The following is a 13,273-nucleotide window of genomic DNA, read 5'->3' on the forward strand; positions in this document are numbered from 1 at the left end:
TACTATGTCACGTAATACTGAAGCAACGAGTGATGTTAACACCTGGAGCGGCGGCCACCTCAATTATAAAGAGGGGTTCTTTACCCAGCTGCAGACCGATGAACTGGCGAAAGGCATCAATGAAGATGTCGTCCGGGCGATCTCGGCCAAACGTAATGAACCTGAATGGATGCTGGAGTTTCGTCTGAGCGCCTTCCGGGCCTGGCTGGAAATGGAAGAACCTCACTGGCTGAAAGCGCATTATGACAAGCTGAACTATCAGGATTACAGCTACTACTCTGCGCCATCCTGCGGGAGTTGCGACGACACCTGCGCCTCACAGCCTGGCGCTGTGCAGCAAACCGGTGCGGACAACAGCTTCCTGAGCAAAGAAGTGGAAGAGGCATTTAACCAGCTGGGTGTGCCCGTTCGCGAAGGGAAAGAGGTGGCGGTGGACGCCATTTTTGACTCCGTCTCAGTGGCGACAACCTACCGTGAAAAACTGGCAGAGCAGGGGATTATTTTCTGCTCTTTCGGCGAAGCGATTCACGAGCACCCTGAGCTGGTGAAAAAGTACATCGGCACCGTGGTGCCGAGTAACGATAACTTTTTTGCCGCGCTCAACGCGGCGGTAGCGTCTGATGGCACCTTTATCTACGTACCAAAAGGCGTTCGCTGCCCGATGGAGTTGTCGACCTATTTCCGTATCAACGCGGAAAAAACCGGTCAGTTCGAACGCACCATTCTGGTGGCCGATGAAGGCAGCTACGTCAGTTACATTGAAGGTTGCTCCGCACCGGTCCGTGACAGCTACCAGCTTCACGCCGCGGTGGTTGAAGTCATCATTCATAAAGATGCAGAGGTGAAATACTCCACGGTGCAGAACTGGTTCCCGGGCGATGGCAACACCGGCGGTATTCTGAACTTCGTGACCAAGCGTGCGCTGTGCGAAGGCGAAAACAGCAAAATGTCCTGGACCCAGTCGGAAACCGGCTCTGCCATCACCTGGAAATACCCGAGCTGTATTTTGCGTGGGGATAACTCGATTGGTGAGTTCTACTCCGTGGCGCTGACCAGCGGCCATCAGCAGGCAGATACGGGTACCAAGATGATCCACATCGGTAAAAACACCCGGTCGACCATTATTTCCAAAGGCATCTCCGCCGGGCACAGTCAGAACAGCTATCGTGGGCTGGTCAAAATCATGCCGACGGCCACCAATGCCCGAAACTTTACCCAGTGTGACTCAATGTTAATTGGCGCAGACTGCGGGGCACACACCTTCCCGTACGTTGAATGCCGTAACAATACCGCCCAGCTTGAGCACGAGGCGACGACGTCACGTATTGGGGAAGATCAGCTCTTCTACTGCCTGCAGCGCGGGATCAGTGAGGAAGATGCCATCTCAATGATTGTGAACGGCTTCTGTAAGGATGTGTTCTCTGAACTGCCGCTGGAATTTGCCGTTGAAGCCCAGAAACTCCTCGCCATTAGTCTTGAACACAGCGTCGGTTAAGGAAAGCACATGTTAAGTATTAAAGATTTACAGGTTAGCGTGGAAGACAAAGAGATCCTGCGTGGTCTCAATTTTGACGTCAAACCGGGTGAAGTCCACGCCATTATGGGGCCCAATGGCTCCGGGAAAAGTACGCTCTCCGCGACGCTGGCAGGACGCGAAGATTACGAAGTGACCCACGGGTCGGTCGAGTTTAACGGCAAAGATTTGCTGGAGATGTCGGTGGAAGAGCGGGCCGGTGAAGGTATCTTTATGGCCTTCCAGTATCCGGTGGAGATCCCGGGGGTGAGTAACCAGTTCTTTCTGCAAACGGCGCTGAACGCGGTACGTAAATATCGCGGACTGGAAGCGCTGGACCGCTTTGATTTCCAGGACCTGATGGAAGAGAAGATTAAGTTGCTGAAAATGCCGGAAGACCTGCTGACCCGCTCGGTCAACGTCGGTTTTTCAGGCGGTGAGAAAAAGCGTAACGACATTCTGCAGATGGCGGTCCTTGAGCCTGAACTGTGCATTCTGGATGAAACCGACTCCGGTCTGGATATCGATGCCCTGAAGATTGTCGCCGACGGGGTGAACTCCCTGCGCGACGGCAAACGCGCGTTCATCATCGTCACTCACTACCAGCGTATTCTGGATTACATCAAGCCGGATTACGTCCATGTGCTTTACCAGGGGCGTATTGTGAAATCCGGTGATTTCACGCTGGTTAAACAACTGGAGGAGCAGGGTTATGGCTGGCTTACCGAACAGCAGTAATGCGCTCCAGCAGTGGCACCGTCTGTTTGAAGCGCAGGGCAATACGCGCTCGGAACAGGCGCAACAGCACCTGCAGCAGATGCTGCGTCTCGGTTTGCCGTCACGCAAGCAGGAGAACTGGAAATACACGCCGCTTGATGGCCTGCTGAACGGCGAGTTTGTCACCCGCCTGGCAGACATCAGCCCGGCGCAGCGCGATGCCCTGGCATTGACCGTGGATGCCGTGCGTCTGGTCTTCGTCGATGGTCAGTTCCGCCCTGAGCTGAGTGACAGCACCCAGGACAGCGGGTTTGAGATTGCCATTAACGATGACCGTCAGAGCCTGAGCGCCCCGGTACAGCCCGAGGTCTTCCTGCATCTCACCGAGAGCCTGGCGCGGAGCGTGACGCATATTCGCGTTAAGCGTAACCAGCGTCCGGTAAAACCACTGCTGCTGATGCACATCACTCAGGGAGCAGACGGCGACGAGATCAACACTGCTCACTACCGCCACCATCTTGAGCTGGCGGAAGGGGCGGAGGCCACGGTGATTGAGCATTACGTCAGCCTCAACGAGGCCCGGCACTTTACCGGGGCGCGTTTGACAATGCATGTTGCCGCCAATGCCCAGCTTCACCATATCAAACTGGCGTTTGAAAACCCGCATAGCCACCACTTTGCACATAACGACATGCTGCTTGGACAAGATGCCGCGGCATACAGCCACAGCTTTTTGCTGGGCGGCGCGGTACTGCGCCACAACACCAGCACGCAGCTTAACGGCGAGAATACAACGCTTCGCATCAACAGCCTGGCGATGCCGGTTAAAACGCAAGTGTGCGATACACGCACCTGGCTTGAGCACAACAAAGGCTACTGTAACAGTCGCCAGCTGCACAAAACCATTGTCAGCGACAAAGGGCGAGCGGTGTTTAACGGCCTGATTAACGTGGCGCAGCACGCGATTAAAACCGACGGGCAGATGACCAACAACAACCTGCTGTTGGGACGCCTGGCGGAAGTGGACACCAAACCACAGCTTGAAATCTATGCTGATGACGTGAAGTGCAGCCATGGCGCGACGGTCGGGCGAATTGATGACGAACAGATGTTCTATTTACGCTCCCGCGGTATCGACCAGCAGGCGGCGCAGCAAATGATTATCTATGCGTTTGCCGCTGAACTGACGGAAGCGCTGCACGATGGCCTGTTAAAACAGCAGGTGTTGGCCCGTATCGGGCAGCGTCTGCCTGGAGGCGAAGCATGAGTTTTCCCGTAGATAAAGTACGGGCAGATTTTCCGGTTCTGACCCGTGAAGTGAACGGTCTGCCCCTGGCGTATCTGGACAGTGCGGCCAGCGCGCAGAAACCGAATCAGGTGATCGAAGCGGAAGCGGAATTCTACCGCCACGGTTATGCCGCCGTGCACCGGGGGATCCACACCCTGAGTGCGGAGGCGACCCAGCGTATGGAAAATGTGCGTACCCAAATCGCCGCTTTCCTCAATGCACGCTCGCCAGAGGAACTGGTGTTTGTGCGCGGTACCACCGAGGGGATCAACCTCGTCGCCAACAGCTGGGGCAACGCGCAGGTCCACGCGGGGGATAACATCATCATCACCCAGATGGAGCACCATGCCAATATCGTGCCGTGGCAGATGCTCTGTGAGCGTGTTGGTGCGCAACTGAGGGTGATCCCATTGAACGTTGATGGCACCCTGCAGCTTGAGCAACTTGACGCGTTGCTGGATGCGCGTACGCGGCTGGTGGCCGTGACCCAGGTTTCTAACGTGCTGGGAACCGAGAACCCGGTGGCAGCGATTATTGAGAAAGCCCACCAGGCTGGCGCGAAGGTGCTGATTGATGGTGCGCAGGCGGTCATGCACCACGCGGTCGACGTCCAGGCGCTGGACTGCGATTTCTACGTCTTCTCCGGGCACAAGCTCTATGGGCCGACCGGGATTGGCGTGCTGTACGTGAAAGAAGATATTCTGCAGGCGATGCCACCGTGGGAAGGGGGCGGCTCGATGATTGCGACCGTCAGTCTCTCAGAGGGGACCACCTACGCACGCGCACCGTGGCGCTTTGAAGCTGGCACGCCGAATACCGGCGGGATTATCGGGCTGGGGGCGGCCATCGCCTATGTCACGTCTGTTGGCCTTGACGCGATTCAGGAGTACGAACACCTGCTGATGCACTACGCGCTGCAGGAGCTTGCCAGCGTACCGGCGCTGACCCTGTATGGCCCGGCGGACCGCCAGGGGGTAATTGCGTTCAATCTCGGTAAACACCATGCATACGATGTGGGCAGTTTCCTCGATAATTACGGCGTGGCCGTGCGTACCGGACACCACTGTGCTATGCCGTTGATGGCGTTTTACCAGGTGCCGGCGATGTGCCGCGCATCGCTGGTGATGTACAACACAACGGAAGAGGTCGACAGGCTGGTGGCGGGGCTTAAACGCATTCACCAGTTGCTGGGCTAACGGAGAGGCGAAAGATGGCAGATTTGCCGGATAAAGAAAAATTACTGCGTAACTTCGGGCGTTGCGCAAACTGGGAAGAGAAGTACCTCTATATCATTGAACTGGGCCAGCGTTTACCGCCGCTCAGCGAAGAGGCACACCACCCGGAAAATATTATTCAGGGCTGTCAGAGCCAGGTCTGGATTGTGATGGAGCAGACGCGCGACGGCGTGATCGAATTACAGGGCGACAGCGATGCCGCTATTGTGAAAGGGCTTATTGCGGTGGTATTTATTCTCTATCACCAGATGTCAGCGCAGGATATTGTCGCTTTTGATGTCCGCCCGTGGTTTGAAAAAATGGCCCTGACCCAACACCTCACCCCGTCCCGTTCCCAGGGGCTGGAAGCGATGATTCGCGCCATCCGCGCCAAAGCTGCAATCCTTAGCTAGACTTACAGAACAGCATTCATTCTGTTTCGCGAGGTGGTTCCCGCCTCGCTGGTTTTTCAGCTTTCTGGCATCCGGCCAGTGAATAAGGAATCTCAGCATGAAGCGCGCGTCTCTAATAACTCTATTACTCCTGGGTTCGTTCGGTGCTCTTAATTCGGCCCGCGCGATGGATTACCCGTTGCCGCCCGCAGGCAGCCGTCTGATTGGGCAAAATCAAACCTACACGATACAGGAAGGGGATAATAAACTTCAGACCATCGCTCGCCGGTTTAATACTGCCGCACAGCTTATCCTTGAAGCCAATAATACTATTGCGCCGGTAAACCCTGCGCCGGGGACGGTGATCACGATCCCTTCGCAGATGCTGTTGCCCGACACGCCCCGTGAGGGGATTGTCGTGAACCTGGCGGAGCTGCGGCTTTACTACTTCCCGCCGGGCGAAAACATTGTTCAGGTTTTCCCGCTCGGCATTGGGCAACTGGGACTGGAAACGCCGGTCACCACCACCCGGGTCAGCCAAAAGATCCCTAATCCTACCTGGACCCCAACACCGGGCATCAGAGCGCGCTCTCTGGAGCAGGGCATCAAATTACCGCCCGTGGTCCCGGCTGGGCCAAATAACCCGCTAGGACGCTTTGCATTGCGTTTAGGCGTGGGTCACGGGGAATACCTGATCCACGGCACCAGCGCACCGGACAGCGTCGGCCTGCGGGTCAGCTCCGGCTGTATGCGCATGAACGCGCCGGATATCAAAGCGCTGTTTGAGCAGGTGCGGGTCGGCACGCGGGTGCAAATCATTAATGAGCCGGTGAAGTTCTCCGTCGAGCCTGACGGTAAACGCTATATTGAAGTGCATCGTCCGCTGGCGCAGGTTGAGGGTGAAAACCCCCAGATGACACCCATTTCGCATTCCGCAGACTTTGCGACGTTTGTCTCGCAGTCAGGAAGTGATAAAGCGCTTATCGATAAAGCCTTGTCACGCCGCGCGGGGATCCCGGTAGCCGTGTCGGCCGATAACGGCGCGTCAGCGCGTCAGAACGTGTTGTCAGTACAGAACAGTCGGACATCCGCTGTGGTCGCGGAAAATGACGGTGAGAAGGTGACGCAGTAGGGGTTTGACGCAGACAAAAAAAATGGCGCACAATGTGCGCCATTTTATTAACAGGTACTATTACTTACGGTATTTAGTAGCCTGGTTGTCCAGACGCTGGTTAGCGCGAGCTGCGTCGTCTTTAGCAGCCTGAACGTCGGAACGCATTGCGTTCACGTCGTTGCTCAGCTGGTCAACTTTAGCGTTCAGAGTCTGAACGTCAGAAGACAGCTGATCGATTTTAGCGTTGCTGGAGCAACCAGCCAGCAGAGTAGAACCCAGGATTACCGCGCCCAGTACCAGTTTAGTACGATTCATTATTAATACCCTCTAGATTGAGTTAATCTCCATGTAGCGTTACAAGTATTACACAAAGTTTTTTAGGTTGAGAATATTTTTTTGATGGGAATACGCCTATTTTTGATCGTTCGCTCAAAGAAGCATCGAATCGGCCCTTTTTTGGCAAAAAGCTCTGTAAAAAAAGGCATTTTTCATCGGATTCATCTTAGATAATTCGCAATTAAATAGAGAAACCCGATTTGCTTTTTGAATGACTTTGGCTAATGCATGAAATAAAAAAAGCGTCCCGGAGGACGCTTTTTATGAAAATTAATTCGTTCGGGAATTATTACAGCACGTGAACAGATGCTGTGTTGGTGGTTCCGCTTGGTACCAGCGCACCAGAAACCATGACCACAACGTCGCCTTTCTGTGCCAGGCCGCTTTCCAGCGCCAGCGCTTTACCCTGAATGTAGAAATCGTCGGTAGACGCGATTTCTTTCACCAGATGCGCAACCACGCCTTTGCTCAGCACCAGCTGACGGGCAGTGGTTTCGTTGGTGGTCAGCGCCAGGATCGTCGCGTCCGGGAAGTATTTACGGACTGCGCGAGCAGATTTACCGCCCTGGGTGGCAACCACAATCAGAGGCGCTTCCAGTTTCTCAGCGGTTTCTACCGCACCGCGGCAGACTGCTTCGGTAATACGCAGTTTGCGGCTGTCGTTGTTGAAGTCCAGACGGCTGGTCATCACGCGGTCAGTACGTTCGCAAATGGTCGCCATGATGCCAACGGCTTCCAGCGGGTATTTACCTTTCGCGGATTCGCCGGACAGCATGACTGCATCGGTACCGTCGAGGATGGCGTTAGCCACGTCGCCAGCTTCTGCGCGGGTTGGGCGTGGGTTTTTGATCATGGAGTCCAGCATCTGCGTTGCGGTGATAACCACTTTACGCGCGCGAACACACTTCTCGATCATCATCTTCTGCGCGAAGATAACTTCTTCAACCGGGATTTCAACACCCAGGTCACCACGTGCAACCATGATGCCGTCTGACGCTTCGAGGATTTCGTCGAAGTTGTTCAGGCCTTCCTGGTTTTCGATTTTGGAGATGATCTGGATCTTCTCGCCGCCGTGCGCTTTCAGGTGCTCACGGATTTCAACCACGTCGGAACGTTTACGGATGAAGGATGCCGCAACGAAGTCGACGCCTTGCTCGCAACCGAAGATCAGGTCTTGTTTGTCTTTTTCAGCCAGGGCTGGCAGCGCGATGGAAACGCCTGGCAGGTTAACGCCTTTGTTTTCACCCAGGTCGCCGTTGTTCAGCACTTTACAGATAACCTTGTTACCTTCGATGGCGGTCACTTCCATGCCGATCAGACCATCGTCTACCAGCACGGTGTTGCCAACGGACAGGTCGCTGGTGAAACCTTCATAGGTGACCGCAACGATTTCGTTGTTACCGACAACAGTCTTGTCAGTGGTGAAGGTGAAGGTCTGGCCCGCTTTCAGAGAGACGTCGTTACCGCCTTCCAGTTTGATGGTGCGGATTTCTGGACCTTTGGTATCCAGCAGGATGGCTGCTTTTTTACCGGTCTTGCTCATCACGTTGCGCAAGTTCTGAATACGCTGACCGTGTTCAGCATAGTCACCGTGGGAGAAGTTCAGACGCATAACGTTCATGCCGGCGTCCAGCATTTTGCTCAGCATCTCTTCAGATTCGGTTTTCGGGCCGATAGTACAAACAATTTTCGTCTTTTTCATGACAGTCTTAGTCTTTAAGTTGGGAAGGATATGGAAATCTCGCTCCGGGGGCGCACCGCCGCGGAGTCAAACCTGTGTTGCAAAAGAGTATATGACACGCACTAAGGATAGGAGACATCAAATGAGCGTGCAGAAGAAAGTGTGCCTGAGTGACAGCCCAACGAAGGAGAGGAGTAGTTGTACGTTGTTTTTTGTATTCCAAGCGCTGAAACCATTCACCAGGGATTAGGCGCGCATTATACGCTGATTTTAAGATAAAAGGAAAATGAAAACAGCGTTTCAAAAATAATCTGTGCAGATCCACATGAGATTGTTATCAAGGCGTTAAGGTTAGATGACATCTTATCGCGGCAGGTGCGTGACCTGCCGCGTTTTGCTTAGTTTTTCAGCGCCTGGCTGAGGTCGGCAATCAGATCTTTGGCATCTTCAATGCCCACGGACAGGCGAATCAGCTGCGGTACTATGCCGTTGGCCAGCCGCTGTTCAAGCGGAATCGAAGCGTGAGTCATGCTGTAAGGCTGGCTGACCAGACTTTCCACGCCACCCAGGCTTTCGGCGAGGGTGAATAATTTCAGTGCGCGGATCACCTCTGTGGCCCGTTGCGCATCGCCTTTCACCACCAGAGAAATCATGCCGCCCGGCAGCGCCATCTGCGCGCGGGCAAGCGAATATTGCGGGTGTGATTCCAGCCCCGGATAAAATACCTTTTCGACCTGCGGCTGTTGCTCCAGCCATTGCGCAATGGCCAGCGCGTTGGTGCTGTGCTTTTCTACCCGCAGCGACAGCGTACGAATACCGCGCAGCGTCAGGAAGCTGCTAAACGGATCCAGTACACCGCCGACCGCGTTCTGCAGGTAGGCAAGCTTGTCCGCCAGCGCGGCGTTATTTCCCACAACCGCCAGTCCGGCGACCACGTCCGAGTGACCATTCAGGTATTTGGTGGCAGAGTGCACGACGATGTCGAAACCCGTTTCCAGCGGGCGATGGATGACGGGCGATGCGAAGGTATTATCGGCCACGCTGATGACGTGATGACGACGGGCGATGTCGGCGATAGCCGCCAGATCCGCCAGTTTAAGCAACGGATTGGTTGGCGTTTCAACCCATACCATCCGCGTATCCGGCCGAATGGCGGCTTCAAGACCGGCCAAATCGTCCGGCTTGACCCAGCTCACCTGCAGGCCGGTGCTACGTTTGCGCACGTTTTCAATCAGGCGCCAGGTCCCGCCGTAGACATCGTCAATGGCGACGATATGGCTGTCTTTGTCCAGCAGTTCAAGCACGGTAGAGATGGCGGCGAGGCCGGAAGCGAAGGCATAGCCGCGGGTCCCGCCTTCCAGTTCGGCGATGGCGGTTTCCAGCGCATGGCGGGTCGGGTTGCCGCTGCGCGAATATTCATAGCCGGTGTGCTCGCCAGGTGACGGTTGCGCAAACGTGGAGGTGGCGTAAATCGGGGGCATGACCGCGCCATGCCGATCGTTAAACTCACCGCTGTGTACGCTCAGGGTTGCCAGATTTTTCATCATGTATTCCTTTATTGCTGAAGACGGTTGCGCCAGGCGGTAAGAACATCGCTGCGCGTAATCAGGCCCAGGAAGCGGTCATTGTCATTAATGACCGCCACCAGACCGCGATCGAAAATGGCGTTCAGGGCGCTTTCCGGGGCGTTTTTATCGAGGAACTCCACCTGACGGGTCATTGCCGCGGTCACGGGAAGCGAGAAGCGGTCGCCATCGCCACCGATATGGCGCAGAAGATCCCACTCGTCGATGATGCCCACGACCTGACCGTTCTTCAGGACCGGCAGCTGGGAGATGTCATACAAACGCATCCGCGCCAGTACGGTGGAGAGGGTGTCATCCGGCGCGGCGGTGACGGTTGCGCCTTCATCATGGCGCAGGGCAATGTAGTCGGAGAGATCGCCAGCCTGCGGCCGGGAGATCAAACCCTGCTGGCGCATCCAGTCATCGTTGAACATCTTTGAGAGATATTTGTTGCCACTGTCGCAGGCGAAGGTCACAACCCGTTTCGGGGTGGTCTGTGCCTGGCAATATTTCAGCGCAGCCGCCAGCAGGGTGCCGCTGGAGGAGCCTGCCAGGATGCCTTCCGTTTTCAGCAGCTCGCGGGCGGTGGTGAAAGCTTCGCGATCGGTGATGCGCCAGGCACGATTCACCCCTTCGATGTGTGCCAGCGGAGGAATAAAGTCTTCACCAATCCCCTCCACCAGCCACGAGCCCGCATCCTGATAGCGTCCCGTTTCTACCTGATCGGCCAGGACCGAACCGGCCGGGTCGGCCAGCACAAATTCAGTCTGCGGTGAGTGCTCAGCGAACCACGCCTGTAGCCCACCCAGCGTCCCCCCAGACCCCACGCCGACGACGATGGCGTCAATCTTACCGTCAAGCTGTTCATACAGTTCAGGCGCGGTGGTGGTGCGGTGCGCCAGCGGGTTGGCTTCGTTATTAAACTGATCGATGTAATACGCCCCCGGCAGTTCATTCGCCAGACGTTGCGCGTAATCCTGATAGTAGGCAGGGTGGCCCTTATTGACATCGGAGCGGGTCAGTACCACCTGAGCCCCCAGTGCCCGCAGGTGGAAAATCTTCTCGCGGCTCATTTTGTCTGGCACCACCAGGATCAGCGAATAGCCCTTCTGCGCGGCGATCAAGGCCAGGCCAAGACCGGTATTTCCCGCCGTCGCCTCAATAATGGTACCGCCTGGCTGGAGCTGGCCGTTACGCTCCGCTTCGTTAATCATCGACAGTGCAACGCGGTCTTTAATCGAACCGCCCGGGTTCTGGTTTTCCAGCTTCAGAAACAACGAGCAGAGACCGGTATCAAGCTTATGCATCTGGATAAGCGGGGTGTGGCCAATCAGTTCGGTGACGGAGTGGTAAATCGTCATGGTGTTTTCCTTTCAGGAGGTCATGACAGGATGATAGGGCGGGGGAATTAACCCCTTAAAGAATCCTTCACTCCGTTTTAGAACAGAAAAGAATATAAATGTCGTTTTTGGATGGAGGGATAGCAAGACGTAAAGTGCTCTGGATGTGAGGATGGCTATATCAGTCAAAAATGCTGCAAAATTAACCGTTTTCATCAGGTGATGAACCGCTGATATGCACATGGCAGATAATCATTTCTGAAATTGGTCTAAATGCTTGCCGGTACGAAAATCGCTATTTATTCCTGCAAGTTATAACAAATTCCTTTTTGTTCATTTAAAAGGTGATAACGCCTGTTTACTATCATTTGGACATCCATACTGCTAAACCGCCATGTGCGGGACGGATTACACATAAGAATGATTGTACTCAGCAATATTTCGAAGGTTTTTGACAACGGGAAGGTTGCACTCACAGCCGTTGATAACGTCAATTTGACGATAGAGCAGGGGCAGATATACGGCATTATCGGTTACAGCGGCGCGGGTAAAAGTACTCTTATTCGTTTGCTGAATGGACTGGAAAAACCCACTCGCGGAAGTGTGACCATCAACGGACAGGACATTTCTGCCGCAAAGGGCGAAGCACTGCGCCAGGCACGTCTGAAGATCAGCATGGTCTTCCAGCACTTCAATCTGCTTTGGTCGCGCACGGTGAGTGAGAATATCGCGTTCTCAATGCAAATCGCCGGTGTGCCAAAAGCCAACATTAAGGCCCGCGTGGCCGAACTGGTCGATCTCGTTGGGCTGAAGGGACGCGAGAACGCCTATCCCTCGCAGCTGAGTGGCGGGCAAAAACAGCGTGTGGGGATTGCACGTGCATTGGCCAATAACCCCGACGTATTGCTTTGCGATGAAGCCACGTCAGCCCTCGATCCGCAGACCACCGATCAAATCCTCGATCTGCTGCTGGACATTAACCGCCGCTTCAGGCTGACCATTGTGCTGATCACGCACGAGATGCACGTGGTGCGCAAAATTTGCGACCGCGTGGCGGTGATGGAGAACGGCAAAGTGGTGGAGGAGGGGGAGGTGCTGAGCGTCTTTACCCGTCCGCAGCAGCCTATCACTCAGCAGTTTGTCCGCCAGGTGAGCCAGTATGCCGAGGAAGAGACGTTTAATACGGAGCTGGCAGCGGACCTTGAAGGTAGCGTCATCAGGTTGACCTTTACGGGCCACAGCACCCATAAGCCGATCGTGGGCGAGCTGACTCTGCGCTACGGCCTGCCGTTTAACATTCTGCACGGAAAAATGACCCAAACGGCCCACGGCGTATTTGGGCAACTCTGGGTACACGTCGTGGCATCGGATGAACAACTGAGCAATATCCTCGCCGACCTGAAGCACAGCGATATTGAAGGCGAGGTAATTAAACATGGCTGAGACGCTTTTTCCTCATCTGAAGTGGGAGCAACTCTGGGCGGCGACGCTGGAAACGCTGTACATGACTGCGCTTTCCGGCGTGGCAACCTTTGTTCTTGGGATCGTCCTTGGCCTGGCGCTGTTTTTAACCGCGCGCGGCGGGTTGTTCCACAACCGCGCGGTCTACAGCGTGATTTCAATTGTGGTGAACGTGTTTCGTTCTATCCCGTTCATCATTCTGATTGTGCTGTTGATCCCGTTCACGAAAACCCTTGTCGGCACCATTCTTGGCGCAAACGCGGCGCTGCCGGCTCTGATTGTCGGTGCGGCACCGTTCTACGCACGCCTGGTCGAAATTGCCCTGCGTGAAGTGGACAAGGGGGTTATTGAGGCCACGCGCTCAATGGGCGCACGACTGAGCACCCTGGTGTTTCGGGTTTTACTGCCGGAGTCATCACCTGCACTGGTATCAGGTATTACGGTAACGCTGATTGCGCTGGTGAGTTACAGCGCCATGGCGGGGGTGATTGGCGCAGGCGGTTTGGGAAATCTGGCTTATCTGGAAGGATTCCAGCGCAACCATGGCGACGTCACGCTGGTGGCGACGGTGACCATTCTGATCATCGTTTTCATTATCCAGTTCTGCGGCGACGTCCTGACCTCATTGTTAGATAAACGATAATCTCTAATA

The 13,273-nt window shown here is 55.0% G+C and carries 13 protein-coding genes; 8 read left to right on the forward strand and 5 right to left on the reverse strand.

What is annotated here, in order from left to right; all coding sequences use genetic code 11:
- Nucleotides 1–4: 4 nt before the first annotated feature.
- The 6 genes from sufB (at nucleotide 5) to ldtE (ending at nucleotide 6,256) form a co-directional block, all read left to right on the forward strand.
- Nucleotides 5–1,495, forward strand: a complete 1,491-nt coding sequence (gene sufB, locus AC2FAP_RS04195) for a Fe-S cluster assembly protein SufB (protein ID WP_020884366.1) — start codon at nucleotides 5–7, stop codon at nucleotides 1,493–1,495.
- 9 nt (nucleotides 1,496–1,504) lie between these two features.
- Nucleotides 1,505–2,251: a Fe-S cluster assembly ATPase SufC gene (sufC, locus tag AC2FAP_RS04200; protein WP_020884365.1), complete on the forward strand. Its 747-nt coding sequence runs from the start codon at nucleotides 1,505–1,507 to the stop codon at nucleotides 2,249–2,251.
- A complete protein-coding gene (gene sufD / locus AC2FAP_RS04205) occupies nucleotides 2,226–3,497 on the forward strand; it encodes a Fe-S cluster assembly protein SufD (protein WP_449541583.1) in 1,272 nt (423 codons plus the stop codon). Before sufC ends, sufD begins: the two co-directional genes overlap by 26 nt.
- A complete protein-coding gene (gene sufS, locus AC2FAP_RS04210; RefSeq protein WP_449541584.1) occupies nucleotides 3,494–4,714 on the forward strand; it encodes a cysteine desulfurase SufS in 1,221 nt (406 codons plus the stop codon). Before sufD ends, sufS begins: the two co-directional genes overlap by 4 nt.
- Before the next feature lie 14 nt (nucleotides 4,715–4,728).
- Nucleotides 4,729–5,145, forward strand: a complete 417-nt coding sequence (gene sufE / locus AC2FAP_RS04215) for a cysteine desulfuration protein SufE (RefSeq protein ID WP_422711966.1) — start codon at nucleotides 4,729–4,731, stop codon at nucleotides 5,143–5,145.
- A gap of 97 nt (nucleotides 5,146–5,242) precedes the next feature.
- Nucleotides 5,243–6,256: a L,D-transpeptidase LdtE gene (gene ldtE / locus AC2FAP_RS04220; RefSeq protein WP_078773942.1), complete on the forward strand. Its 1,014-nt coding sequence runs from the start codon at nucleotides 5,243–5,245 to the stop codon at nucleotides 6,254–6,256.
- Nucleotides 6,257–6,316: 60 nt separating this feature from the next.
- On the opposite strand, the gene lpp is transcribed toward ldtE, so the two are convergent.
- From lpp to AC2FAP_RS04245, 5 genes are all read right to left on the reverse strand, one after another.
- Nucleotides 6,317–6,553 carry a murein lipoprotein Lpp gene (gene lpp / locus AC2FAP_RS04225; RefSeq protein ID WP_001082307.1) on the reverse strand — a complete coding sequence of 79 codons (237 nt, stop codon included), beginning with the start codon at nucleotides 6,551–6,553 and terminating at the stop codon, nucleotides 6,317–6,319.
- A gap of 310 nt (nucleotides 6,554–6,863) precedes the next feature.
- On the reverse strand, nucleotides 6,864–8,276 hold the full coding sequence (gene pykF, locus AC2FAP_RS04230; RefSeq protein WP_014169744.1) for a pyruvate kinase PykF: 1,413 nt from the start codon (nucleotides 8,274–8,276) through the stop codon (nucleotides 6,864–6,866).
- 7 nt (nucleotides 8,277–8,283) lie between these two features.
- Entirely contained in the window at nucleotides 8,284–8,580 is a 297-nt protein-coding gene (gene ynhH / locus AC2FAP_RS04235) for a protein YnhH (protein WP_419145756.1), read from the reverse strand.
- 73 nt (nucleotides 8,581–8,653) lie between these two features.
- Entirely contained in the window at nucleotides 8,654–9,799 is a 1,146-nt protein-coding gene (locus tag AC2FAP_RS04240) for a trans-sulfuration enzyme family protein (protein ID WP_063214535.1), read from the reverse strand.
- An 11-nt stretch (nucleotides 9,800–9,810) separates the two neighbouring features.
- Entirely contained in the window at nucleotides 9,811–11,181 is a 1,371-nt protein-coding gene (locus AC2FAP_RS04245) for a pyridoxal-phosphate dependent enzyme (protein WP_449541585.1), read from the reverse strand.
- Between the two features lie 399 nt (nucleotides 11,182–11,580).
- Here AC2FAP_RS04245 and AC2FAP_RS04250 point away from each other — a divergent pair, with 399 nt between their 5' ends.
- Both AC2FAP_RS04250 and AC2FAP_RS04255 read left to right on the forward strand, forming a co-directional pair.
- Nucleotides 11,581–12,603 (forward strand): methionine ABC transporter ATP-binding protein, encoded by a 1,023-nt coding sequence (locus tag AC2FAP_RS04250; RefSeq protein ID WP_020884357.1) that lies wholly within the window; start codon nucleotides 11,581–11,583, stop codon nucleotides 12,601–12,603.
- Nucleotides 12,596–13,264 carry a methionine ABC transporter permease gene (locus tag AC2FAP_RS04255; RefSeq protein WP_025204366.1) on the forward strand — a complete coding sequence of 223 codons (669 nt, stop codon included), beginning with the start codon at nucleotides 12,596–12,598 and terminating at the stop codon, nucleotides 13,262–13,264. Before AC2FAP_RS04250 ends, AC2FAP_RS04255 begins: the two co-directional genes overlap by 8 nt.
- The last annotated feature ends 9 nt before the right edge of the window (nucleotides 13,265–13,273 follow it).

Source organism: Enterobacter cloacae complex sp. 394I7, assembly GCF_057320345.1.